Annotated in this window: 22 protein-coding genes; 15 read left to right on the top strand and 7 right to left on the bottom strand. The window is 69.0% G+C overall.

Features of this window, described 5'->3' with window-relative positions; genetic code table 11:
• Window positions 1-22 precede the first annotated feature (22 nt).
• Entirely contained in the window at window positions 23-1,396 is a 1,374-nt protein-coding gene (locus E6C64_RS06850; RefSeq protein ID WP_136426889.1) for an aminotransferase-like domain-containing protein, read from the bottom strand.
• A gap of 153 nt (window positions 1,397-1,549) precedes the next feature.
• On the opposite strand from E6C64_RS06850, the gene E6C64_RS06845 reads away from it, so the two are divergent.
• The 8 genes from E6C64_RS06845 (at window position 1,550) to E6C64_RS06810 (ending at window position 10,353) form a co-directional block, all read left to right on the top strand.
• Window positions 1,550-2,398: a nitrilase-related carbon-nitrogen hydrolase gene (locus tag E6C64_RS06845; protein ID WP_136426888.1), complete on the top strand. Its 849-nt coding sequence runs from the start codon at window positions 1,550-1,552 to the stop codon at window positions 2,396-2,398.
• Between the two features lie 48 nt (window positions 2,399-2,446).
• Window positions 2,447-3,880 (top strand): dihydropyrimidinase, encoded by a 1,434-nt coding sequence (hydA, locus tag E6C64_RS06840; RefSeq protein WP_136426887.1) that lies wholly within the window; start codon window positions 2,447-2,449, stop codon window positions 3,878-3,880.
• 81 nt (window positions 3,881-3,961) lie between these two features.
• Window positions 3,962-4,990: a TIGR03842 family LLM class F420-dependent oxidoreductase gene (locus E6C64_RS06835; RefSeq protein WP_136426886.1), complete on the top strand. Its 1,029-nt coding sequence runs from the start codon at window positions 3,962-3,964 to the stop codon at window positions 4,988-4,990.
• The gene (locus tag E6C64_RS06830) at window positions 4,987-5,880 is read left to right on the top strand and encodes an ABC transporter permease (RefSeq protein ID WP_136426885.1); all 894 of its coding nucleotides are present in this window, start codon (window positions 4,987-4,989) and stop codon (window positions 5,878-5,880) included. The genes E6C64_RS06835 and E6C64_RS06830 overlap by 4 nt, the downstream gene beginning before the upstream one ends.
• Complete coding sequence (locus E6C64_RS06825; RefSeq protein ID WP_136426884.1) at window positions 5,877-6,749, top strand: ABC transporter ATP-binding protein; 873 nt, start codon at window positions 5,877-5,879, stop codon at window positions 6,747-6,749. The genes E6C64_RS06830 and E6C64_RS06825 overlap by 4 nt, the downstream gene beginning before the upstream one ends.
• Window positions 6,746-7,639: an ABC transporter permease gene (locus E6C64_RS06820; protein ID WP_233255505.1), complete on the top strand. Its 894-nt coding sequence runs from the start codon at window positions 6,746-6,748 to the stop codon at window positions 7,637-7,639. Before E6C64_RS06825 ends, E6C64_RS06820 begins: the two co-directional genes overlap by 4 nt.
• Before the next feature lie 61 nt (window positions 7,640-7,700).
• On the top strand, window positions 7,701-8,870 hold the full coding sequence (locus E6C64_RS06815) for an ABC transporter substrate-binding protein (protein ID WP_136426883.1): 1,170 nt from the start codon (window positions 7,701-7,703) through the stop codon (window positions 8,868-8,870).
• A 121-nt stretch (window positions 8,871-8,991) separates the two neighbouring features.
• Window positions 8,992-10,353 carry an aspartate aminotransferase family protein gene (locus E6C64_RS06810; RefSeq protein ID WP_136426882.1) on the top strand — a complete coding sequence of 454 codons (1,362 nt, stop codon included), beginning with the start codon at window positions 8,992-8,994 and terminating at the stop codon, window positions 10,351-10,353.
• A 66-nt stretch (window positions 10,354-10,419) separates the two neighbouring features.
• Here the strand turns inward: E6C64_RS06810 and E6C64_RS06805 are convergent, their stop codons facing one another.
• Entirely contained in the window at window positions 10,420-10,827 is a 408-nt protein-coding gene (locus tag E6C64_RS06805; protein ID WP_136426881.1) for a DUF7715 family protein, read from the bottom strand.
• Between the two features lie 260 nt (window positions 10,828-11,087).
• On the opposite strand from E6C64_RS06805, the gene E6C64_RS06800 reads away from it, so the two are divergent.
• The 4 genes from E6C64_RS06800 (at window position 11,088) to mutM (ending at window position 13,557) form a co-directional block, all read left to right on the top strand.
• Window positions 11,088-11,624, top strand: a complete 537-nt coding sequence (locus E6C64_RS06800; protein ID WP_136426880.1) for a YceD family protein — start codon at window positions 11,088-11,090, stop codon at window positions 11,622-11,624.
• A gap of 3 nt (window positions 11,625-11,627) precedes the next feature.
• Window positions 11,628-11,831, top strand: coding sequence for a 50S ribosomal protein L32 (gene rpmF, locus E6C64_RS06795; RefSeq protein ID WP_136427185.1), 204 nt, complete (start codon window positions 11,628-11,630; stop codon window positions 11,829-11,831).
• A gap of 124 nt (window positions 11,832-11,955) precedes the next feature.
• Window positions 11,956-12,621 carry a ribonuclease III gene (rnc, locus tag E6C64_RS06790; RefSeq protein ID WP_136427184.1) on the top strand — a complete coding sequence of 222 codons (666 nt, stop codon included), beginning with the start codon at window positions 11,956-11,958 and terminating at the stop codon, window positions 12,619-12,621.
• A 33-nt stretch (window positions 12,622-12,654) separates the two neighbouring features.
• Complete coding sequence (gene mutM, locus E6C64_RS06785) at window positions 12,655-13,557, top strand: bifunctional DNA-formamidopyrimidine glycosylase/DNA-(apurinic or apyrimidinic site) lyase (RefSeq protein ID WP_136426879.1); 903 nt, start codon at window positions 12,655-12,657, stop codon at window positions 13,555-13,557.
• 97 nt (window positions 13,558-13,654) lie between these two features.
• Here mutM and E6C64_RS06780 read toward each other — a convergent pair whose 3' ends face one another.
• Window positions 13,655-14,734, bottom strand: coding sequence for a GNAT family N-acetyltransferase (locus E6C64_RS06780; RefSeq protein ID WP_158437766.1), 1,080 nt, complete (start codon window positions 14,732-14,734; stop codon window positions 13,655-13,657).
• A 129-nt stretch (window positions 14,735-14,863) separates the two neighbouring features.
• On the opposite strand from E6C64_RS06780, the gene E6C64_RS06775 reads away from it, so the two are divergent.
• Both E6C64_RS06775 and smc read left to right on the top strand, forming a co-directional pair.
• Entirely contained in the window at window positions 14,864-15,640 is a 777-nt protein-coding gene (locus E6C64_RS06775) for a metal-dependent hydrolase (RefSeq protein WP_233255535.1), read from the top strand.
• Window positions 15,641-15,754: 114 nt separating this feature from the next.
• Window positions 15,755-19,306 (top strand): chromosome segregation protein SMC, encoded by a 3,552-nt coding sequence (gene smc, locus E6C64_RS06770; RefSeq protein WP_136426876.1) that lies wholly within the window; start codon window positions 15,755-15,757, stop codon window positions 19,304-19,306.
• A gap of 103 nt (window positions 19,307-19,409) precedes the next feature.
• Here the strand turns inward: smc and E6C64_RS06765 are convergent, their stop codons facing one another.
• Window positions 19,410-19,850, bottom strand: coding sequence for an EVE domain-containing protein (locus E6C64_RS06765; RefSeq protein WP_136426875.1), 441 nt, complete (start codon window positions 19,848-19,850; stop codon window positions 19,410-19,412).
• An 80-nt stretch (window positions 19,851-19,930) separates the two neighbouring features.
• Between E6C64_RS06765 and ftsY the strand changes: the two genes are divergently transcribed.
• Entirely contained in the window at window positions 19,931-20,806 is an 876-nt protein-coding gene (ftsY, locus tag E6C64_RS06760) for a signal recognition particle-docking protein FtsY (protein ID WP_136426874.1), read from the top strand.
• A gap of 45 nt (window positions 20,807-20,851) precedes the next feature.
• Here ftsY and E6C64_RS06755 read toward each other — a convergent pair whose 3' ends face one another.
• The 3 genes from E6C64_RS06755 to E6C64_RS06745 form a co-directional block, all read right to left on the bottom strand.
• The gene (locus E6C64_RS06755) at window positions 20,852-21,730 is read right to left on the bottom strand and encodes an LLM class flavin-dependent oxidoreductase (protein ID WP_136426873.1); all 879 of its coding nucleotides are present in this window, start codon (window positions 21,728-21,730) and stop codon (window positions 20,852-20,854) included.
• Complete coding sequence (locus E6C64_RS06750; RefSeq protein WP_136426872.1) at window positions 21,727-22,245, bottom strand: gamma carbonic anhydrase family protein; 519 nt, start codon at window positions 22,243-22,245, stop codon at window positions 21,727-21,729. Before E6C64_RS06750 ends, E6C64_RS06755 begins: the two co-directional genes overlap by 4 nt.
• A 129-nt stretch (window positions 22,246-22,374) precedes the next feature.
• Window positions 22,375-23,301 carry an aldo/keto reductase gene (locus tag E6C64_RS06745; protein ID WP_136426871.1) on the bottom strand — a complete coding sequence of 309 codons (927 nt, stop codon included), beginning with the start codon at window positions 23,299-23,301 and terminating at the stop codon, window positions 22,375-22,377.
• Window positions 23,302-23,311: the final 10 nt, after the last annotated feature.

Genomic DNA, 23,311 nt, shown 5'->3' with positions numbered 1-23,311 from the left:
GAGCTCCGGCCAGGCGCATAGGTCAGCCGGCGGTGCTGGCGGCGGCCAAGGCGGCGGCGATCGACGCATGGTCCTCCCGCACGATGCCCACGGTGACGCGCACATGGGCTCCGCGTGGATCGCCGCCCCGGGCCTCGGCGACCCGGGCTTCAGTCGTCCGGGAGTCCGCGGGCAGGAACGGACCGCCCGGCGCCACCCGGATGCCCTCCGCGGCGAGGCTGACGAGGGCGGCCCGCTCGTCGTGCACCGGCAGCCAGAAGTTGAGTCCGTCCGCGAGCGGCAGGTCGATGCCGTGACGGGCGAGCGCGGAGCTCATGGTGCGCTGCCGTTCGGCGTACGCCGACCGGGCGGCCGCCACCTGCTCGACGGGCACCGGATCGGTGAGCAGCTCGAGCAGGATCCGCTGGGTCATCCGCGACGTCCAGCCTGCTCCGAGCAGCCGTCGCGACACCACGCGATCCACCAGGGAACGGGGGCCACCGAGCGCGCCGATCCGCAGATCGGGGCCGTGCGACTTGGCGAAGCTGCGGATGTGCAGCACCCGGTCCGGCAGCCAGGAGGCGAGCGTGACGACCGGGCGGGTGCTGATCTCGCCCGAGTGGTCGTCTTCGATGACGATCACCCGCTCTCCGGCGCTGGTCCGATTCAGCACCCTGGCCAGAGCCTCGGCCCGCGCCGTGGTCATCGAGGCACCGGTCGGATTCTGTGCGCGGGGCTGCATCACCAGCGCCTTCGGGTGTCGGGAGAGCCCCGAGGCGAGCGAATCCGGCAGCAGTCCGTCCGCGTCGAGCGAGACGCCTATCGCGGACGCACCGTAGTGCTCGAGCAGGTCGAGGATCGGCGGGAATCCGGGGGATTCGACGAGCACCCGGTCGCCGAAGGTCAGCAGAGTGCCGAAGACCCGATCCAGCGCATCGAGCGCGCCGTTCGTCACCGTGAGCGATTCGACCCGGCTCGGCCAGCGGTCCCGCAGCAGGTCGTGCAGTTCGGGGATGTCGGGTTTCGCCTGATAGCTCGAGGTCTGCGCGCGATCCGGCACTCGGGTGAGGGCGGCCTGGAGTGAGGGCAGCAGCTCGGGATCGGGTGTGCCCCGGGACAGGTCGAGCCGCGTCTCGCCGGATCCGTCGATGTCCTGATACCGCTGGGGAAGCCAGTCGCGGGGCGCACCGCGGACGGTGGTTCCGCTGCGTCCGCGCGAGACGACGAGGCCCGCTCGGCTGAGCGCCTGCCAGGCATTGCTCACCGTCGCCGGGCTCACTCCGAGCTCCGTGGCGAGGTCGCGCACCGTCGGAAGCCGATCGCCGGGCGCCAGTTCGCCGCTCGTGACCAGGCGCGCCACGGCGGCGGCGATAGCCCTCGAGGTGGGCTCCTCGATATGGTCGGCGAGGGAGGACAACGAGGTTTTACTCCCCTGTCACTCGGGGAAACGAATGGGAAATGTCCACCCTTCACAATAACAAACGAGCCGATTGACCGAGAGGCCGTTCGCCCTGCGTTGCGACGAAGCGACCGTCCGCCCCGCCCGGCTCTGCTACCGGAGAGGAACCCGATGACCACCGTCCGCGCCGCCATCACCCAGACCACGTGGACCGGTGACAAGGAGTCGATGATCGCGAAGCACGAGCAGTTCGCGCGCGACGCGGCCGCCGACGGCGCCCAGGTCATCTGCTTCCAGGAGCTGTTCTACGGCCCCTACTTCGGCATCACGGAGGACAAGAAGTACTACCGCTACGCCGAACCGGCCGACGGCCCGATCGTGCAGCGCTTCGCGGCGCTCGCGAAGGAGCTCGGCATCGTGATGATCCTGCCCATCTACGAGGAGGACATCACCGGCGTCTACTACAACACCGCGGTCCTCGTGGATGCCGACGGCTCGATCCTCGGCAAGTACCGCAAGCAGCACATCCCCAACGTCGACAGGTTCTGGGAGAAGTTCTACTTCCGTCCGGGCAACGGCGGATACCCCGTGTTCGACACGGCCGTCGGCAAGATCGGCCTGTACATCTGCTACGACCGCCACTTCCCCGAAGGGTGGCGCGAGCTCGGCCTGAACGGCGCGCACATGGTCTTCAACCCGAACGCCACGAAGCCTGGTCTCTCCAACCGCCTCTGGGAGGTCGAGGGACCTGCCGCGGCCGTCGCGAACGGCTACTTCGTGCTCCAGCCCAACCGGGTCGGCCTCGAGGACAACGAGTACGGCGAGCTCGCCGTGAACTTCTACGGCACCAGCCAGGTCATCGACCCCCGCGGGAACTTCGTGGGGGAGCGCGGATCGGGCGACACCGAGGAGATCCTCATCCGCGACCTCGATCTCGATATGGTCCGCGAGATGCGCGACGACTGGCAGTTCTATCGGGACCGCCGCCCCGACTCCTACACGGCCATCGCGCAGCCGTAACCCCAGCCGGCAGCCTCACCCGTACCGAAAGAGCCGCAGGAGAGCACCATGAAGACCCTGATCAAGAACGGAACGGTCGTCAACGCGACCGGCACGGCCACCGCCGATGTGCTGATCGATGGAGAGACCATCGCCGCCGTGCTCGCGCCCGGCTCGACCCTGCTCGGCTTCGACATCGAGAGCAACGTCGACACCGTCATCGACGCGGCGGGCAAATACGTCATCCCCGGCGGGATCGACGCGCACACCCACATGCAGATGCCGTTCGGCGGCACAGAGGCGTCCGACACCTTCGAGACCGGCACCCGCGCGGCCGCCTGGGGCGGCACCACGAGCATCGTCGACTTCGTCGTCCAGTACGCCGGCGAGAACGTGCTCGACCAGTACGCGCTCTGGCAGGAGAAGGCGCTCGGCAACTGCGCCATCGACTACGGCTTCCACCAGATCCTCTCCGACGTGCAGGACAGCTCGCTCGTCGCGATGGACGAGCTGATCAAGGAGGGGGTGACGAGCTTCAAGCTCTTCATGGCCTACAAGGGCGTCTTCCTCTCCGACGACGGGCAGATCGTCCGGGCGATGCAGAAGGCAGCGAGCAACGGATCGATGATCATGATGCACGCCGAGAACGGCAGCGTCATCGACGTGCTCGTGCAGCAGTACCTCGCCGAGGGCAAGACCGATCCGTTCTGGCACGGCGTCTCTCGACCGTGGCAGGCGGAGGAGGAGGCCACCCATCGTGCGATCATGCTCGCCAACCTGACGGGCGCCCCGCTCTACGTCGTGCACGTCTCGGCCAAGCAGGCGGTCGAGCAGATCGCCGCCGCGCGGGACAACGGCCAGAACGTGTTCGGCGAGACCTGCCCGCAGTACCTCTACCTCTCGCTTGAGGACCAGCTCGGCGCGAGCAGCGAGGAGTGGGGCAGCTTCGAGGGCGCCAAGTGGGTCTGCTCCACCCCGCTGCGCTCCAAGCACGAGGGCCACCAGCACCACATGTGGCAGGCGCTGCGCACCAACGACATCCAGATGGTCTCCACCGACCACTGCCCGTTCTGCATGAAGGGTCAGAAGGACATGGGGATCGGCGACTTCTCGAAGATCCCCAACGGCATCGGCTCGGTCGAGCACCGGATGGACCTGCTGTTCCAGGGTGTCGCCGACGGTCACCTCACTCCCGAGCGCTGGGTCGAGGTCACCTCGACCACCCCCGCCCGTATGTTCGGCATGTACGGCAAGAAGGGCGTCATCCAGCCCGGCGCCGACGGCGACATCGTCGTCTACGACCCCAACGGTCACACCTCCATCGGGGTGGGCAAGACCCACCACATGAACATGGACTACTCCGCGTGGGAGGGCTACGAGATCGACGGACACGTCGACACCGTGCTCAGCCGCGGCCGCGTGATCGTCGACGACAACCAGTACGTCGGAGCCAAGGGCCACGGGAACTACATCAAGCGCGGCCTCAGCCAGTACCTGATCTGACCATTCATACGTTCCGGCCCAATGTGCCCGTAATTGCGAGCACATCCGCCGGTTTCGTGCACATTCTTCAAGGAAGCAGCCGTGGACTTCGGAGCAGTACTCCAGACCAACCCGCCCGCCTCGCGGACCGTCGCGCTCGCCAAGCTGGCCGAGACGCATGGCTTCAGCCATGTGTGGACCTTCGACTCGCACCTGCTCTGGCAGGAGCCGTACGTCATCTACAGTGCGATCCTCGCGGAGACCCGCAAGGTCAAGGTCGGCCCCTTCGTCACCAACCCGGCGACGCGCGACTGGACGGTGACCGCCTCGGTCTTCGCGACCCTCAACGAGATGTACGGCAACAGGACCATATGCGGCATCGGCCGCGGCGACTCCGCCGTCCGGGTGACCAACGGTGCTCCGACGACCCTCAAGGCGCTGCGTGAATCCATCCACGTGATCCGCGAGCTCGCGAACTCGCGATCCGTCGAATACAACGGCGCCACGCTGCAGTTCCCGTGGTCGGTCGGCAGCGAGCTCGATGTCTGGGTCGCCGCCTACGGCCCGCTCGCGCTCAAGCTGACCGGCGAGGTCGGCGACGGCTTCATCCTGCAGCTCGCCGACCTCGACATCGCGGAGTGGATGATCACCACCGTGCGCAACGCCGCCGTGAACGTGGGGCGCGACCCCGACTCGATCAAGTTCTGCGTGGCCGCGCCGATGTACATCACCGACGGCACCGAGGCCGGACTCGCGCACGCCCGCGATCAGTCCCGCTGGTTCGGCGGGATGGTGGGCAACCACGTCGCCGACATCGTCTCGAAATACGGCACGGACGGCTCCGTGCCGGCCGCCCTCACCGACTACATCGCCGGACGCGAGGCGTACGACTACAACGAGCACGGCCGGGCGGGCAACTCGCACACCACCTTCGTGCCCGACGAGATCGTCGACCGCTTCTGCATCCTCGGCACCGCCGAGCAGCACATCGAGAAGCTCGAGAAGCTCAAGGCCCTCGGGGTCGACCAGTTCGCGGGCTACCTCCAGCACGACAACAAGGAGGAGACCCTCCGCGTGTACGGCGAGACGGTCATCCCCGCGATGCGCGACGTCATCGTGGCCAAGGCGTGACCAAGTCGCGAGCGGCCGCCCTCTGGGGCGTGGTCGGTGTGCTCGCGGTCCTCGCCGTCTGGGAGCTCTACAAGTTCGCAGGGCCGGCCGAAGGACTCACGGTGGGCGCCGTCGAGGGCGAGAACGGCTCTGGCTTCCTCCTGCTGCCGCGCACCAACGACCGGGCGATGCCGCACATCTGGGACATGGTCGCGCGGCTGTTCCAGTCGACCAGCGGGGGAAGCACTCCGCCGCTCTTCGTCCCGGTCATCACGGCGGCACTCACCACGCTGGGAATCGCCGCCGTCGGCCTGGTGATCGGCGTGGTCGTGGGCTTCGTGCTGGGCCTGCTCATGCAGCGCTTCCGCCTCGCAGAGTGGGGCCTGCTGCCATGGATCGTGGTCAGCCAGACGGTGCCGCTCATCGCCTTCGCGCCACTGGTCGCGAGCATCGGCTCGCAGATCGACCGGATGGGCACCCCCTGGCCGCAATGGCTCTCGGTCGCCATCATCGCGTCCTACCTGTCGTTCTTCCCGGTCGCCGTCGGAGTGCTCCGCGGCCTCGACGCTCCCGACCGCATCCATCTCGACCTCATGCGCACCTATGCGGTCGGCTACTGGCAGACCCTGCTCCGCCTGCGGCTGCCCGCCGCGGTGCCGCACCTGCTCCCTGCTCTGCGGCTCGGAGCCGCCAGCGCCGTGGTCGGAGCGGTCGTCGCCGAGGTGTCGATCGGCATGCGCGGCGGGATCGGACGCATGCTCATCCAGCTGGCCGGCCAGGGATCGAGCGACCCGGCCGCACCATGGGGACCCACCTTCGGGTCCATCGCGCTCGGCCTCGTCGCGGCCGGCACCATCGCCCTCGTCGGCATCGGATTGAAGAACTACCGCAGGGGAGAGGCCACCGCATGAGCGCGCCAACCACCGGAAGCACGCCAGCCGCATCGACGGGTCTCGACTCGGCGGGCACCGACTCGACAGGCGCCGACTCGACCTCCCTGGCGGTCCGAGCAGCAGGGGTCGGAAAGATCTTCCCGACCAAGACCGGAGACGTGGTCGCGCTGACCGGCGTCGAGCTCACGGTGGCGGCGGGGGAGTTCGTCTCCCTGATCGGCCCCTCGGGCTGCGGGAAGTCGACGCTGCTCCGACTGATCGCCGACCTCGACAGCACCTCGTCCGGCGAACTGCAGATCTTCGGCAAGTCCGCCAAGCAGGCACGCATCGATCAGGACTACGGCATCGCCTTCCAGCAGGCGGGCCTTCTGCCGTGGCGCACCGTAGCCGGCAATATCGAGCTCCCCCTCGAGCTGCACGGCGTCGCCAAGGAGACCCGCCGCGCACGGGTCGCCGAGCTGGCCTCCCTGGTGGGGCTCTCCGACTTCGTCGACCGCTATCCCGACCAGCTCTCCGGCGGCATGCAGCAGCGCGTCGCCATCGCTCGAGCGCTGGCCGAGCAGCCGCGGCTGCTGCTGATGGACGAGCCGTTCGGCGCGCTCGACGAGATGACCCGCGAGTACCTGCAGGGCGAGCTGACCCGCATCGCGAAGGACACCGGCGCCGCGGTCGTCTTCGTCACCCACTCCATCCCCGAGGCGGTCTTCCTCTCGGACCGTGTCGTCGTGATGAGCCCGCGGCCCGGACGGATCACGGAGATCCTGCCCACCGGCCTGGGCGACGTGCGCAGCGAGTCGCTGCGCGAGTCGCCCGAGTACTTCGAGCGGGTGACCGCGGTGCGCGAGGCGCTGCACGGCTCACCGGTGGAGCGGGCGAACGAGCGATGACCCTTCGACAGGCTCAGGACGACGCCCTTCGACAGGCTCAGGACGGCGCATCGATCACGGAGGCGCCGAAGCCCGGCGGCGCGATGCGCCAGGCTCGCGGGGGACGGTCCGCCTACGACGGCAGCGGATGGACCCCACCCAGCTGGGTGCGCATCGTCGCCCCCGTCGTCGTCGGCCTGGTCATCCTGCTGCTCTGGATCCTGGTCGTCGACGTGCTCGCCATCGCTCCGCGAGCGCTGCCGAGCCCCATCGCGATCCTCGAGCAGATCGCCGACCACAACGACATCATCCTCGAGGACATGGCCATCACGGCGAGGAACGCCCTGATCGGCCTCGCGCTGGGCGCGATCGTCGCGATCCTGCTCGGCGCCCTCGCCTCGGCGTTCGGTCCCATCGACGGCATGCTGGCACCTCTCGTCTCGGCCATCGCCGTCGTGCCGATCGTGGCGATCACGCCCATCCTCAACACCATGTTCGGCGCCTCGAGCCAGTTCGGCCGGGTTGCGGTGGCGGCGATCGCCTCGTTCGTCCCGGTCTTCGTGAACGTCCTGCGCGGCCTGCGACAGACCCGCCCCGTGCATCGCGACGTGCTGCGATCGGCGGGGGCCAACGGCTGGCAGACCTTCCGCGTGCTCACCCTGCCGACCGCCGTGCCCTATCTGATGACCGGACTGCGGATCGCCAGCTCGATCGCCGTCATCGCAGCCCTCGTGGCCGAGTACTTCGGCGGTCCCGCCGACGGCATCGGCACCGCCATCGCCACCTACGCCAAGTCGGGGCGCGCAGCGCTCGCCTTCGCCTACGTCGCCGGCGGCATCGCCATCGGCCTCGCGTTCTTCCTCGTCACCTCGCTCCTCGAGCGGATCGCGACGAGGCGAAAGCCGGTCTGACCGGCGGCACCACCGCACCATCTCGCACCAGCACTCCACCAATCACACGAATAGGAACCGCATGAGACACAGCATCAAACGCGGCATCACCGTCGCGTCCATCTCCGTCGTGACGGCGATCACCCTCGGCGCCTGCGCGAGCGGCGGCGGCACCTCGCCCAACGCCTCCTCGGGCGACTTCGAGCCCATCACCGACATCAGCCTGCAGCTGCAGTGGCTGCCCCAGGCCCAGTTCGCCGGCTACTACGTGGCGCTCGACAAGGGCTACTTCGAGGAGGAGGGATTCGACAACGTCGACATCATTCCCTCCGGCGGCGACATCGTGCCGCAGGATGCACTCGTCGCCGGCGACGTCGACTTCGCGGTCGCGTGGGTTCCGAAGGTGCTCGGCACCCTCGAGGCCACCGGGGCGGAGCTCACCGACATCGCGCAGGTCTACCAGAAGTCCGGCACCCTGCAGGTCTCGTTCAAGGACAATCCCGTCGCCGACGTGTCCGACTTCGAGGGCAAGCGGATCGGCTCGTGGGGCTTCGGCAACGAGTGGGAGATCTTCGCGGCCATGGCCGCCGACGACCTCGACGCGTCCACGGTGTCGATCACCACGCAGGACTTCTCGATGAACGCACTGCTCGATGGAGACGTCGACGCCGCCCAGGCGATGACCTACAACGAGTACGCGCAGATCCTCGAGACCGTCAACCCGGCCACCGGTGAGCTCTTCACTCCCGATGACTTCGACGTAGTCTCGTACGAGGACACCGACGGTGCCATGCTCCAGGACGCGATCTGGGCCGACACCGCCCGCCTCGACGACCCGGCCTACGCCGACGCCGCAGTGCGGTTCCTCAAGGCCGTCACCAAGGGCTGGCTCTACGCCCGCGACAACCCCGAGGACGCGGCTTCGATCACCTACGACGCCGCAATCAATGCCGAGGCCGCCTTCCCGGTCGGCCCCGTGCATCAGCTGTGGCAGATGAACGAGGTCAACAAGCTCATCTGGACCGGCGACGACTTCGGCGTCATCGACCAGGCGGCATGGGACAAGACCGTCAAGGGCGCGCTCGTCGCGGTCAACCAGGACGGCCTCAACCTCATCACCGATGAGCCAGCCGACTCCGCGTACTCGAACGAGTACATCGAGAAGGCACTCGCGGAACTCGCGGATGAGGATGTGGACGTGAGCGGCGACTACACGCCGATCGACGTCACCCTCACCGAGGGCGGCCAGTAAGCACCACCTCGCACACGCCGCCCGCGACCACGTCGCAGGCGGAGCGCGGCGAATAGCCCCATGATGGTGGTCGAGGGGCGGAGCGATCCGCTCCTCGACCACCGCACTATCGGAGAACTCCATGACCATCGCCTCCACCACCGCCCCTGCTGTCGGCCCGCTCGACCCCGACGATGGTCAGCGCGCCTACGACCTCGATCGCGCGCACGTCTTCCACTCCTGGTCGGCGCAGGAGAAGATCACCCCCCTCGTCTTCGCCGGTGGCGCCGGCTGCGAGATCTGGGACTTCGAGGGAAACTATTACCTCGACTTCTCCAGTCAGCTCGTCAACACCAACATCGGCCACCAGCACCCCAAGGTGATCGCCGGCATCAAGGCGCAGGCCGACGTGCTGGCCACGGTCGCCCCGGCCCACGCCAATCTGACCCGCGGCGAAGCCGCTTCGCGCATCCTCGCCCGTGCGGGCCAGCCGTTCTCGAAGGTGTTCTTCACCAACGGAGGCGCCGACGCCAACGAGAACGCGATCCGGATGGCCCGCCTCGTGACCGGACGCGACAAGGTCCTCTCGATGTACCGCTCGTACCACGGCAACACAGGCGCGGCAGTGGTCGCGACCGGCGACTGGCGTCGGGTGCCCAACGAGTACGCTCGCGGCCACGTGCACTTCTTCGGCCCGTTCGAGTACCGCACCGAGTTCTGGTCCACCAGCGCAGCCCAGGAGTCGGAGCGCGCGCTGAAGCATCTCGAGCGCATCATCCAGTCGGAGGGCGCCACCTCGATCGCGGCGATCCTGATCGAGACTGTTCCGGGTACCGCCGGAATCCTGATCCCGCCGCCCGGCTATCTCACCGGGGTGCGGAAGCTCGCCGACGACTACGGCATCGTCCTCATCTTCGATGAGGTGATGGCCGGCTTCGGCCGCACCGGCGACTGGTTCGCCTTCCAGAACGACACGGTGAACCCCGACGGCATCGTCCCTGACCTGATCACCTTCGCCAAGGGCGTCAACTCGGGCTACGTCCCGGCCGGCGGCGTCATCATCCCGCCGTGGATCGCCGACGAGTTCGGGGAGCGCGTCTTCCCGGGCGGGCTCACCTACTCGGGTCACCCGCTCGCCATGGGCGCCATCGTCGCGACGCTCGACGCCATGGAGGAGGAGGGCATCGTCGACAACGCCGCGCGAGTCGGCCGCGACCTGCTCGCCCCGGGCCTCGCCGCCCTCGCCGCCAAGCACCCCATGATCGGCGACGTCCGCGGCGTCGGCGTGTTCTGGGCGCTCGACCTCGTCAGCGACCCCGAGACCCGCGAGCCCGTGGGCCCGCAGGTCATCGCTGCGCTCAAGTCGGAGCTGATGAAGCGCGGACTGCTGCCGTTCGCCGCGGACAACCGCATCCACGTCGTTCCTCCCTGCATCGTGACGGACGAAGAGGTCGCCCGCGCGCTGGCCATCTACGACGAGGCCTTCACCGCCGTCGAGGCATAGTGATCTGAGTTGCGCAGTTCTGCCGCCTGAATCGAGTTCCGAGCGGCAGAACTGGGCAGCTCGCTGTCAGCGCTTCCTTTGGAAAGCCGATGGTCTCGAGGGGCCGAGGCGCACGCTGAAGCGTGATCGATTGCGGTGGACGATGTCTCGGGGCTGGAGCATCGCCGCGCGCAGCGAGATCATTTCGGCCGCCTCGAGATCCCAGTCATGCAGGCGGTAGGCGCTGAGGAATGAGTCGTGGATGATCCGCATGTACTCGTCAAAGGACAGGTCGGGCCGATCGACCACCATCGCAGTCGTGGTGGGACGCTCGGATGTGACGCCGAGGAAGCTCGTCAGGCAGGGACAGTCGTCCTCGGGGCTGTGGTTCCTGGCGCCCAGGGAGTCCCAGATGACGAGTTCGCCGTCGATCGCATTGAAGTAGTCGCCGGAGTGGCGCCCCTGGGTGATTCTGGTTGCGACGAAGACATGCATGTGCCGTACTCCTCGAGTTCGAAGGGGATTGCAAGGGATGTATCCGGCACGTGCGAGCACCCTACGAATGACCTCCGACAGCGCGTCCCCGGGCACGCAACCGCACGCCGAACGCGCTCGTCGCGCGGTCGTTGCAACCGAGCGCGGGTGGTGCACCAACCGCGCTCGGTGCTGCAGACCGCGCGAGATGCGCGCTCGGCGGCGGGCAGTTCGGTGACAGCGGACACCGACCCGAGTCGAGCAGCAGCCGCGTAGGATCGATGGCCGTGAGCGCCAAGAATCCGTACCTGCAGAATGTGCGCGACCTCGTCCGCGCCCCCGGCGAGATGCGCGAGCGCGATGTCGAGATCCTCTCGCCCGAGAAGCTCGGCGAAGGTCTCGCCTGGGTGCCCGAGGGGCAGTCGATCGACCTGCACCTGAAGTTCGAGTCGCTGCACGAGGGCATCCTCGTGTCCGGCGAGGTCGACTCGGTGGCCGATGCGCAGTGCGCGCGGTGCCTCAGGGACCTGGAGCTCCCGGTCCAAGTCGAATTCCAGGAGCTTTTCGCGTATCCTTCTGACGAACCTTTCGACTACCAGGTTCAAGGCGACCACGTGGATCTTGAACCGGTAGTGCGAGATGCAGTGGTGCTATCACTGCCATTCCAGCCTGAATGCGCCGGCGGATGCGAGGAGCTCGAACTCGGGCCCGGTATCACCCTGGTGCTCGCAGACGACGAGCAGCCCCCTGTTCTCGATGCGCGATGGGCTGGTCTCGCGAGGTTCCGCGAAGACGACCCAACGACAGAAGAGAGATAGACCATGGCTGTTCCGAAGCGGAAGAAGTCCCGCTCCAACACCCACGCGCGCCGTTCGCAGTGGAAGGCCGAGGTCCCCACGCTGGTCAAGACCGTCGAGAACGGCAAGACCGTCTACAGCCTCCCGCACCGCGCGAAGGTCGTCGAGGACTCCGCGGGCACCCCGTTGTACCTCGAGTACAAGGGTCGCAAGGTCGCCGACGTCTGATTCGCCGGTCGTCTCGGACACGTCCGAGTCGGTCTCCTCTGTTTCGGAGCGTGCACCTCGGCCCACGTCGGTCGAGCCCTCCGCGGCCCCGGCGACGCGGGCTGAGCTTCTCGAGCGCCTCGGCATCGAGATCGATGACGAGCTGCTCGAGCTCGCTCTGACGCACCGCTCGTTCGCGTACGAGAACGGCGGCAGTCCCGACAACGAGCGCCTCGAATTCCTGGGCGACTCCGTGCTGGGCAAGGCCGTGACCGTGATGCTCTACACCGAGAATCCCGGCCTCGACGAGGGCCAACTCGCCAAGTTGCGCGCCAGCGTGGTCTCGAGCGTCGCCCTGGCCGAGATCGCTCGAACCATCGGACTCGGCGATCACCTCCTGCTCGGCAGAGGCGAGGAGCGCACCGGCGGACGCGAGAAGTCATCGATCCTCGCCGACGCCGTCGAGGCGGTCATCGGCGCAGCCTTCCTGTCGGCCGGCGGCGAAGAGACCGACCGCTTCGTGCTCCGCCTCGTGCAGCCGCTGCTCGACGATCCCGACCGCACAGGGGCCTTCGTCGATCCGAAGACCAGCCTGCAGGAGGTCGCCGCCCGGCGCGGCGCGGGTCTGCCCGTCTATTCGATCGAGTCGAGCGGACCGGACCATTCCCGCGTCTTCGTTGCCACCGTCACCGTCGGGACCCTCGTGACGGCCACGGGCACGGGAACCAGCAAGAAGCAGGCCGAGATGTCGGCCGCGCTCGACGCGTGGAGCGCCCTGGTGCGCCGCCGTCGGCACAGCCCGACCGCGTGATCCGCGCCGTCCTGATCGTTCCGGGGCGCGGCGATGCCTGAGCTGCCCGAGGTCGAGACCGTCCGTGCGGGCCTCGAACCGGCCATCACCGGTTCAACGGTCTCCTCCGTCGACGTGCTCGACGTGCGCTCCCTCCGCCGGCACGACGGACCCGCCTTCGACTTCGTCGAGCAGCTGGTCGGCGCCCGGTTCGAGGCGGCGGTGCGCCGGGGCAAGTTCCTCTGGCTGCCGCTCGCCGACACGGACACTGCACTCGTCGCCCATCTCGGGATGAGCGGACAGGTCCTGCTGCGGGCTCCCGATGCCGACCCCGACCGGCTGTTGCGGATCCGGATCGGCATCGATTCACCCGAGCACGGCGAGCTCGTCGTGGCCTTCGTGGATCAGCGGATCTTCGGCTCCATGTCGGTGCGCGCACTCGTGCCGACGACGGACGGCCGTGCCGCTGGGCAGGGATCGGATGTCGCTCTCATCCCCGATCAGGTCGCGCACATCGCTCGCGATCCGCTCGACCCTGCCTTCGACGATCGGGCGCTCCTCGCCGCGCTCCGGCGGAAGCGCACCGGCATCAAGCGCGCCCTGCTCGACCAGACGCTGGTCAGCGGCATCGGCAACATCTACGCGGACGAGGCCCTCTGGGCGGCGCGGCTGCACTTCGACACCCCGACCGAGACGTTGAGCAGGCCGCGTGCCATGACCCTGCTCGCCGAGGTCCGACTCGTGCTCGCGCGGGCTGTCGCGGAGGGCGGCACCAGCTTCGACGCCCAGTACGTCAACGTCAACGGCGCCTCCGGCTACTTCTCGCACAGCCTCAACGCCTACGGGCAGCAGGGCAAGGACTGCGCCCGCTGCGGCAGGCCGATCGTCCGCGAGGCGTTCATGAACCGCAACAGCCACTTCTGTCCGCACTGCCAGCCCCTCCCCCGCGCAGGCTGACGGCGACTCAAGACAGCGTCGAAATGCCAGTTCTGGCTCTCAAACCCCCTTCCAGAGAGCCAAAGGTGGCAATTCGGCGCCGTGTTGAAGGCGCTGGTCAGGGGCGCTTCCAGACGCCCTGGTAGCCGGCCGGGACGAAGCCCAGTGCCTCGTTGATGGCGAGCATCGGACGGTTCTCCTCCGCGTTGAAGGTGTAGGCCACCCGGGTCTGCGGCGACTCCTCGGCGAGCAGGCGGTGCAGTCCCGTCTTGACCAGGAGGCCGAGCCGGTGGCCGCGGTGCTCGCGGAGCACGAGTGAGTCGCCCTGCTGCGCGGGACGCGTGCGATCCGCGTCCACGTACATGTTGCTGAAGGCCACGAGTCGGCCCGTCTCGCGCTGCCGTGCCGCGGTGGAGAGGAACAGGTAGCCGCCCCGCAGGGTCCGGGCATCCAGATCGGCGACCCGCTGGGCCGTCCACACCTCCTCGTCGATCTCCAGGCCGCCCTGCGGCGCGTCCGTCGACATCCGCGCATTGAGCACCGCGAGGTCGTCGAGGTACTCGTCCGGCGTCGCGCCGATCCAGGTCACCAGGTCGTACCCCACCGACGACGCCGCGACCGCCTCGGCGCTGAGTGCGTCCAACCTCCTCGCTCCATCGTCGAGATCGAGCCGACTCATCCGGTAGATCTGCTCGAGCGTCCAACCGCGGGCGGTGAGGAAGCGCACACCCGGGTCGTCGGCGGGGACATCGCCGAAGCCCGTGGTCGCGTGGACGCGCTCGGCCGCCGGATCACCGAGGGTGTGCAGGATGTACGCCTCGATGACGGGGCGTTCGGCGGCGGCCGCGATCGCCTCTCCGTGCGCCAGGAGCGCCGAGCCCACGCCGTGCCCACGGAACTCCGGCAGCACCTCCACCTCGACGAGCGCGGTGCGAGCGCCCTCCTCCTGCGCGAGCTCGACGAACACCCGGCCCACCATCCGATCGCCGAGGCGGGCGACGTGCACCTGCTTGTCGATCCAGGCATCCTGGTATTCCGGCAGCAGCCCGGCGGCGCTCACGGCCAGATCGCGGCTGCCCACGATCGACGCCTCGATGTCGTTGCGCAGTTCGGTCATCTCGCGGAACGGCCCCGCGTCGGGCCCATCGATCAAGGCGGGGATGGTCAGGGGCTCGATCGAGAGGGCATCGGTGCTCACCCGGCCCAGTCTGCCGCCCGCGGACGGCCGAGTCACGAGCTGATCGGTCCGGTCGCCGGCTGGTGGATCGCACCGGACTGGGCGCGCCTTGACGTCGGTGCGCCACCGCAGGGGGACCATGGCCGCGTGATGGGCTTCACTCATGCCACGAGCGGCACCGCCGCCTGGCTCGCGGTGACTGCGGCGCTGCCCGCCCTCGGCACCGACATCCTGCCGCTGACACCCGAGGGCGTCCTCGCCGGCACCTTGGTCTGCGCGGGCGCCGCGATCCTGCCGGACGCCGATCACCCGCGAGCCACGATCGCCCATTCCGTGCCCATCATCGGACCCGCGGTCACCACTGCGATCAACGACATCAGCGGCGGCCACCGTCACGGGGCGCACACGCTGATCGCCGCAGCCGCCGTCACGGTCGGAGCAGTATTCCTCGGTCGCTGGCAGGCGACGATCCCGTTCCTGGGCGAAGGGAGGCTCGGACCCGCGATCGCCACCGTGATCCTCATCGCCTTCGCTGCGAAGTCCCGCGAGCTCGTGCCGAAGTGGCTGATGGCATGGGCCCTCGGCCTCGTCGCCGCCATCGCCGTCTTCATCTACGCGCCCGACTCGACGGTGTGGTTCCCGCTCGCTGTCGGCATCGGCTATGTGACCCACATCGTCGGCGACGCTCTCACGATCCAGGGCGTCCCGCCCCTGCTCTGGCCGATCTCCATCAAGCCGCCCAGGTGGTGGCGGCGCACGAATGTGCTCAACGACATGTGGAAGCCGAACGGCTACGTGGCCGTGCCGGTGCTCGGAGCCGCGGGATCCAAGCGCGAGTTCGCCCTGGCCATCGTGCTGGGCGCGTACTGCTGCTACGGGATCGCATTCTCGGTGTTCGGGCTCCTCGGGATCCCGTTCGTCCTCTAGCCCTCCCTCCGACCCGCGCACGAGGCGGATGGGGAAAAGGCGGAGGCCCGGGTTCCACCGCTGTGTCCGGGCCGCGCGGTACCGTGAAGCCGTCCATCAAGCGCCGGAGGCACGTTGTACCTGAAGAGCCTGACCCTCAAGGGGTTCAAGTCCTTCGCGACGTCGACCACGTTCGCGTTCGAGCAGGGCGTCACGTGCGTGGTCGGCCCCAACGGCTCCGGCAAGAGCAACGTCGTCGACGCGCTCGCCTGGGTGATGGGCGAGCAGGGAGCCAAGACGCTCCGCGGCGGCAAGATGGAGGACGTCATCTTCGCCGGGACGGCGACCAAGGGTCCGCTCGGTCGCGCCGAGGTGACCCTCACCATCGACAACTCCGACGGTGCTCTGCCGATCGAGTACACCGAGGTGACGATCCGGCGCACGCTGTTCCGCAACGGCGGCAGCGAGTACGCGATCAACGGCGAGAACTGCCGGCTGCTGGATGTCCAGGAGCTGCTCTCCGACTCCGGACTGGGCCGCGAGATGCACGTCATCGTCGGACAGGGTCAGCTGGATGCCGTGCTGCGTGCCAGCCCCGAGGATCGGCGCGGCTTCATCGAGGAGGCCGCCGGGATCTTGAAGCACCGCCGCCGCAAGGAGAAGACCCAGCGCAAGCTCGAGTCGATGCAGGCCAACCTCACGCGTCTGTCCGACCTGGCCGGAGAGATCCGGCGCCAGCTCAAGCCGCTCGGCGCCCAGGCCGAGGTCGCCCGTGAGGCCCAGTCCATCCAGGCGAGAGTCCGCGACGCACGTGCCCGTCTGCTGGCCGACGAGGTCGTCGAGCTCCGCACGGCGCTGATCGAGCACGCTCGGGTCGAGAACGACAGCAACAGCGAGCGTGGCCTCCTCCAGGAGCAGCTCGAGGAGCGCACCGCCCGCATCGCCGATCTCGAGGTGGGGGAGACCGGCGACGACGTCGACCGCGCCCGCCGAGTGGCCTTCTCGCTGGAATCCGTCCAGGAGCGCCTGCGCAGCCTTTTCACCCTCGCCAATCAGCGCCTGGCGCTGCTCGGCTCCACCGAGGATGCACCGGCGGCCGCGCCGTCGGTCACCCCGCAGACGATCGCCGATGCGCGCGATGAGGTCGTGCGACTGGGCGGCCTCGTCCAGGCCGCAGAGACGGCGCTGCAGAATGCTCAAGGAGACTTCCGAGGCGGTCGAGCCGCACTGGATCTGATCGACGAGGACATCGCCACGCAGGGCGCGCTGCTCTCCCGCTACGACCTGGACCTCTCGCAGCTCGCCGGTCGAGCCGACGCCGCGGCCTCGCGTCTCGCGGGAGTCCGAGGAGAGGTGCTCCGCGCGCAGAACGCGCTCGACGCGGCCGCCGAACGCCGCGATGTCGCCCGAGCGCGCTTCACCGAGGTCGAAGCGGACGCTGCTCTCGACGTGGACGGCGACGATCTCGACGAGGCCCACGAGCGGGCGGCCGACGCGGTGCAGGCGATCGAGGAGAAGGTCGAGGCGCTGCGCGACGAGCTGCACCAGCGCGAACGCGAGCGCGATGCCCTTCAGGCCCGGGTGTCGGCACTCACGCTCGCGCTCGACGCGAGCGGAGGGTCTGCGGTGCTCGCGTCCGCCGGCGTGCGCGGCGTATCGGGACTGGTCGCCGACGGCATCACGGTGCGCGATGGATGGGAGACCGCCATCGCCGCGGCGCTCGGCACCCTCACCGAGGCCGCCCTCGCCGACGGGATGGATGCGGCGCTCGATGGTCTGCGTCACGCCGGCGAGCATGGACTCGGCCAGGTGGAGGTCGTCATCGGATCGGCGGCTCTGCCGACGATCGCGTCCGCAGGGGCGTCACCCGATCCGCGGGTGGATGGTGTCTCGCTGGTATCGGCAACGAGCGTCGTCAGCGGGCCGACCGGTGTGCTCGCACTGCTGGATCGCGTGCAGCTCGTCGACGACCTCGACGGCGCGAAGGCGGCGCTCGCAGCGCTCCGCGGTGAGTATCCAGCCGTCACCCTGGTCACGCGCACAGGTGACGTGCTCACCCCGCAGCTGCTGCGCGGCGGATCAGGCGAGGCCAACCGGATCGAGCTCGTCGCCCAGCGGGACAGCGCCGCCGAGCGCCTCGAAGCGGCCACGCACGCCGTCGACCGACTGAAGTTCACCCACGCCGAGCAGCGCGCCGACCTCGTTCGGGCGCGCGATCAGGAGTCCGCAGCCCTGTCGGCGCTGCGCGAGCTCGATGCCACGCTCTCGGCCCGCACCGAGTCGATCTCCCGGCTACGGGTCCAAGTGGATGCCGCCACCTCAGAGCACGAGCGGCTCGCGCGGGCTCTGGCCGACGCCACCGCGCGGGTGACCGATGTCGAGGCCGCCGCCGATTCGGCCAGATCCGCCCACGAGGCTGCCCGTTCGGCCCCGCGACCCTCCTTCGACGCCACCCGCCGGGAGCCCGCCGCCGCCGCGGTCGAGTCGGCCCGCGAGCGGGAGATCGGCGCACGTCTCGCCCTCGAGACCGCCCGCGAGCGCGTCCGGGCCGAGAGCGCGCGGATCGGCGATCTCGAGCGGCAGCTGGAGGCCGATCGGATCGCCGCCGAGGCAGCGGCCCGGCGCGCGGTCATCCGCCGTCGGCAGATCGCGACGGCGACGAGCGTCGCCGAATCGCTGCCCGCCATCCTGGACTCGGTCGATCGGTCCGTATCCTCAGCACGTCTCGAGCTCGCCGAGGCGGAGGCCCAGAGGTCCGTGCGCAATCAGGAGCTCGTCACCCTTCGTCGCGGAGAGGCCGACCTGCGCGCCCGCCTCGCGGTGCTGACCGAGACGGTGCACGGCACCGAGATCCGCATCCACGAGAAGAAGCTGCAGCTGCATTCGCTGCTCGAGCGTGCCGGCGCCTACGGGCTCGATGAGCGACTGCTCGTCGCGGAGTACGGACCCACGGTGCCTATCCCGACCGGCATCGAGTCGGGCGATGCGGACAGCGGCGGCGTCATCGAGACGCGGCCCTACGTGCGCGCCGAGCAGCAGAAGCGGCTCGCGGAGGGGGAGCGCGCGCTCGCTCAGCTCGGCCGGGTCAATCCGCTGGCCCTCGAGGAGTTCGCCGCGCTCGAGCAGCGGCACGCCTTCCTGATCGAGCAGCTGAACGACCTGACCAGCACCCGCAAGGACCTGCTCACCATCATCGACGAGCTCGACGTGAAGATGCAGACGATCTTCCTCGACGCATTCGAGGACACGAAAGCAGCCTTCGACCAGGTATTCCCCATCCTGTTCCCCGGCGGTTCCGGCAGCATCGAACTGACCTCGCACGATGAGCCGCTGCTCACCGGCATCGAGGTCACCGTGCGTCCCGTCGGCAAGAAGATCGAGCGCCTGTCCCTGCTCTCGGGCGGTGAGCGCTCGCTGGCGGCGGTCGCCCTGCTGATCGCCATCTTCAAGGCCCGGCCGAGCCCGTTCTACATCATGGACGAGGTGGAAGCGGCCCTCGATGACGCCAACCTCGGCCGCCTGCTGACGATCTTCGAGGACCTCCGTCAGAACTCGCAGCTGATAGTCATCACCCACCAGAAGCGCACCATGGAGATCGCCGACGCTCTCTACGGCGTCTCGATGCGTCAGGACGGCATCTCTGCGGTCGTCGGTCAGCGCATCGGCCGCGATGAGCCGGCGGAATAACCACCCTCCCGGTGGCTGAGCCGGGCGCGCAGCGCCCGCGTCGAAGCCCAGCCGCCGTCGATGAACGGGCGTCGATACGGCCCTGCCTTCGGCGTGGGCCTACTCAGCCACCGGGATATGCGGAAACCCGCTCCGGCACACCCATCGCCGCGGCGATGGTCGCGAAGTCGGCGTCGGACAGAGTCAGCAGTCCGCGTCGCAGCGCGTAGCCCCAGTTCGGCCCGGACGTCAGCTCGAGGTCCCCGGTGAGCGGAGCGACAGGGGCGTCGATGGCATCGGTCCACCAGTCGACGGCGCGGCGCCACGGGTGGAAGTCGCCGTCCGTCGCCTGCCAGACGTCGCCGGGGGCGATGCGGCCGATGGCGGTGAAGGCCCTGAGCGGCGGGCCGTCGGGGTAGGTCGTGCGCGGCGAGTAGTAGACCATTCCGTCGCCGGGCCTGATCCGCTCGAGCGGAGTCCGCTTGCCGTGATTCACCTGAGCGATGCCTAGCCGGACGCCCTTCTGCACGTGGTCGCGCGAGACCACGCCCATCCAGTTCGTCATGGGCCCACTCTGCTCCGCCCCACCGACATGCGCCACCGACATCGCGCCAGGGCGGGCGATGCGACGACTAGCCTTGACCCGTGGCAGAACGCACCCCGTGGTCCCTTTCCGGAGCGCTGCGCGGCATGTTCACCAAGCGCACCATCGACGATCAGTCGTGGGAGGACCTCGAGGACGCGCTGATCGGCGCCGACTTCGGCCCGACGGTGACCGATGAGATCGTGGCGGATCTGCGGGCGAAGGTCGACAGGTACCGTACGACGGATCCCAAGGATCTCCAGCGGATGCTCCGCGAGCTCATCGAGGAGCGCCTCTCCCGACTCGACTCGACGCTCAAGCTGACCGATCGCCCCGCCGTCATCCTCGTCGTCGGCGTCAACGGCGTCGGCAAGACCACGACGATCGGCAAGTTCGCGAAGTTCCTGCGCAACTTCGACCGCACGGTGGTCGTCGGCGCAGCGGACACGTTCCGCGCCGCGGCGGTCGAGCAGCTGGCCACGTGGGCCGAGCGTGCGGGCGCCGAGATCGTGCGTCCGCAGCATCACGGCCAGGATCCGGCATCCGTCGCGTTCCAGACGGTCGAGAAGGCCAAGCGCGAGGGCATCGAGATGGTCATCATCGACACGGCCGGTCGTCTGCAGACCAAGCAGGGGCTGATGGACGAGCTCGGCAAGATCCGACGGGTGATCGAGAAGCAGTCGCCCATCGCCGAGACCCTCCTGGTGCTCGACGCGACGACGGGACAGAACGGCCTCGCTCAGGCCGAGGCGTTCCTCGAGATGGCGGGCGTGACCGGACTCGTGCTCACCAAGCTCGACGGATCGGCGAAGGGCGGATTCGTTCTCGCCGTGCAGGAGAAGACCGGGATCCCGATCAAGCTCGTCGGCCAGGGCGAGGGCATCGGCGACCTGACGGGCTTCACCCCGCACGTCTTCGCGCAGAACCTCGTCGGCTAGCGCGTTCGCTCCGAGCTTGGAGCGGATCGACGAGGAGCCGGCCGGCTAGAGCGAGTTCTCGGGGAACCGCGACGCGACCTCGACCAGGGTGGACTCGCTGCCCGCGTAGATCCCATCCGCCCGAGGCCAGTGGGTGACGAACTCGTCGAAGCCCAGCTCCTCGGCGCGACCTGCGGCATCCTCGTAGGCGTCCACGCTCTCGAGGGCGAACTGGTCCTCGGAATCGAAGTTGAGGTAGCGCTCGACGTGTCGGCCGCTCGCCGCTCCGGCATCCTCGAAGCGCGTGAGCTTCTCGGCGACGCCCGTCCACCAGTCGTCGCCCGTCGCGCCCCACTCGCCGAGGGTGACCCAGGCGTCGCCGGATTCGGCGGCGAGGGCCATTCCCTTGGGCCCATCGGCCGCGATGAGGATCGGGATGCGCGGAGTCTGCGCCGGGCGGCCCACCATTCGCGCATCGACCGCGTTGAACCAGTCGCCGGTGAACGAGATCCCCCGGTCCTCCTGCTCGAAGCGCAGCAGCAGATCGAGGTCGTGCACGAACTCCACGAACCGCTCATGGCGCTGTCGGGGCGTGAGCTCGGACTGGCCGAGCACGAAGGCGTCGAACCCGGTGCCGCCCGATCCCACCCCCAGGGTGACTCGTCCGCCGGCGATGTCGTCGAGGGTGGCGAGCTCCTTGGCGAACGGCACCGGGTGCCGGAAGTTGGGCGATGCCACGAAGGTGCCGAGCCGGATCGTGGAGGTCACCGAGGCGGCCGCCGTCAGCGTCGGGATGGTCGCGCCCCACGGCTGACCGGCGAGGCTGCGCCAGGAGAGGTGGTCGTAGGTGAAGGCCGAGTCGAATCCCAGCGACTCCGCATCCCGCCACAGCCGGGCCTGTTCGGCCCAGGGCGCCTGGGGGAGGATGACGATCCCGTGCCTCATGCGCCGGCTCCGAGGTAGCTGCGACTGAGCTCGACATAGGTGGCGGCGTTGCGCTGCAGACCGGCCACCTCCTCGTCGGTCAGCGAACGGCGGACCTTCGCCGGCACTCCGGCGACCAGCGAGCGGGGCGGGACCACGGTGTCCTCGAGCACGACGGCGCCAGCGGCGACCAGCGACTGCGCCCCGATCACGGCGCGGTTGAGCACTGTCGCGCTCATCCCGATCAGGCAGCCGTCCTCGATGGTGCAGCCGTGCAGGACTGCGCCGTGCCCGACGCTCACCCCGGTGCCGATCGTGGTCGGCGTCCCCGGATCGCAGTGCACGACCACGTTGTCCTGCAGATTGCTCTCCGCCCCGAGGGCGATCGTGGCGCGGTCGCCCCGCAGCACGGCGCCGAAGAACACGCTCGATCGCTCGTGCAGGACGACGTCGCCGATCAGGGTCGCGTTCTCCGCCACGAAGGCGGACGGATCGACGGCGGGACGGTCGGGTCCGAAGGGGAGGATCACGGGCATGGGTTCACGCTATCCATCCCCGAGGCTTTGCACGGATCCGGTGTGCCGACCCCGCGGACTGACGAGTTGCCCAGTTCTGCCGCCGATCAGCCCCGGCCGGACGGCGAACTCCGGATCCGTGCAAAGGGCCTAGCGGAAGAGGGCGGCGACCTGCTCGGCATCCGAATCGTCGAGATCGCGCTCGAGGGCCTCGTGCACGATGTCCCACTGGGCGCTCGCCCGCGGTGCCACGACGGTTGCGGTGACCGAGGGATGCTGGCGCAGCCAGGCGAGGGCGAGACCCGAGGCGCTCACGTCGAAGTCGCGTGCGTGGCGGGCGAGGCTCTGGACCTGGGCGAGCAGGGGGTCGTCATCCTCCTCGATGCCCTCGGCGGCCCGCTCTGCACGCAGGGTGTTCTGCGCTTCGATCCACCGCTCCGACAGCACGCCGCGTTCGAGTGGAGCGGAGGCGATGTAGCCGATGCCCTCGCCGATCGCGAGCGGCATGAGGTCCCGCTCGTCGCCGCGATCGAGCAGGCTGAACGGGTTCTGCACCGCGATCGGCCGGGGGAGTCCCGCCTTGTCGGCCGCGCTCAGGATCGCCTCGAGCTGCCAGACGTCGAGCTCGCTCCAGCCGTAGGAGCGGATCTGACCGGCGTCGATAGCGGAGGCCAGCATCACGAGGGTCTCCTCGATGGGAGTGCGCTCGTCGGCGCCCTCCACCAGGTACAGGTCGATCCGTCCGAGTGTCCGCAGGCTGGTCGTCAGCTGCCGATCGATGTGCGCGGCGGAGAGGTCGATGATCCGCTGGCCCACTTCGGCGATCCCGCCGACCGTCGTCGCGATGAGCGCGTCGTCGGGCTGGCTGTCGCCGAGCCACGCACCGACTGCGGCCTCGCTCCGGCGGGACACGGTGAGGTTCTCGGCCTCGATCGAGCGGATGCCCACATCCCACGCCTCATCGACGCGCTTGACCTGGTCGCCGAGCCTGTCGCCGCCCGTGATCGCGCCTGCAGCGGCTCCGAACACGAACTCGGTGGTGGAGAGGCCGGACGATCCGAGGGGGAAGAGGAGCACCTGCTCAGAG

Source organism: Naasia lichenicola, assembly GCF_004801885.1.
GTDB classification, from domain to species: Bacteria; Actinomycetota; Actinomycetes; order Actinomycetales; family Microbacteriaceae; genus Naasia; species Naasia lichenicola.
The sequence above is the reverse complement of the archived record's forward strand: the minus strand, read 5'-3'. Positions and strand labels throughout refer to the sequence as shown.

Excerpts from the sequence above, each read along its gene's own strand:
- E6C64_RS06845 (WP_136426888.1), top strand. The coding sequence starts at position 1,550 with ATGACCACCGTCCGCGCCGCCATCACCCAGACCACGTGGACCGGTGAC.
- hydA (WP_136426887.1), top strand. The coding sequence starts at position 2,447 with ATGAAGACCCTGATCAAGAACGGAACGGTCGTCAACGCGACCGGCACG.
- E6C64_RS06825 (WP_136426884.1), top strand. The coding sequence starts at position 5,877 with ATGAGCGCGCCAACCACCGGAAGCACGCCAGCCGCATCGACGGGTCTC.
- E6C64_RS06820 (WP_233255505.1), top strand. The coding sequence starts at position 6,746 with ATGACCCTTCGACAGGCTCAGGACGACGCCCTTCGACAGGCTCAGGAC.
- E6C64_RS06815 (WP_136426883.1), top strand. The coding sequence starts at position 7,701 with ATGAGACACAGCATCAAACGCGGCATCACCGTCGCGTCCATCTCCGTC.
- E6C64_RS06810 (WP_136426882.1), top strand. The coding sequence starts at position 8,992 with ATGACCATCGCCTCCACCACCGCCCCTGCTGTCGGCCCGCTCGACCCC.
- E6C64_RS06805 (WP_136426881.1), bottom strand. The coding sequence starts at position 10,827 with ATGCATGTCTTCGTCGCAACCAGAATCACCCAGGGGCGCCACTCCGGC.
- E6C64_RS06800 (WP_136426880.1), top strand. The coding sequence starts at position 11,088 with ATGGCCGTGAGCGCCAAGAATCCGTACCTGCAGAATGTGCGCGACCTC.
- rpmF (WP_136427185.1), top strand. The coding sequence starts at position 11,628 with ATGGCTGTTCCGAAGCGGAAGAAGTCCCGCTCCAACACCCACGCGCGC.
- mutM (WP_136426879.1), top strand. The coding sequence starts at position 12,655 with ATGCCTGAGCTGCCCGAGGTCGAGACCGTCCGTGCGGGCCTCGAACCG.
- E6C64_RS06775 (WP_233255535.1), top strand. The coding sequence starts at position 14,864 with ATGGGCTTCACTCATGCCACGAGCGGCACCGCCGCCTGGCTCGCGGTG.
- E6C64_RS06765 (WP_136426875.1), bottom strand. The coding sequence starts at position 19,850 with ATGACGAACTGGATGGGCGTGGTCTCGCGCGACCACGTGCAGAAGGGC.
- E6C64_RS06755 (WP_136426873.1), bottom strand. The coding sequence starts at position 21,730 with ATGAGGCACGGGATCGTCATCCTCCCCCAGGCGCCCTGGGCCGAACAG.
- E6C64_RS06750 (WP_136426872.1), bottom strand. The coding sequence starts at position 22,245 with ATGCCCGTGATCCTCCCCTTCGGACCCGACCGTCCCGCCGTCGATCCG.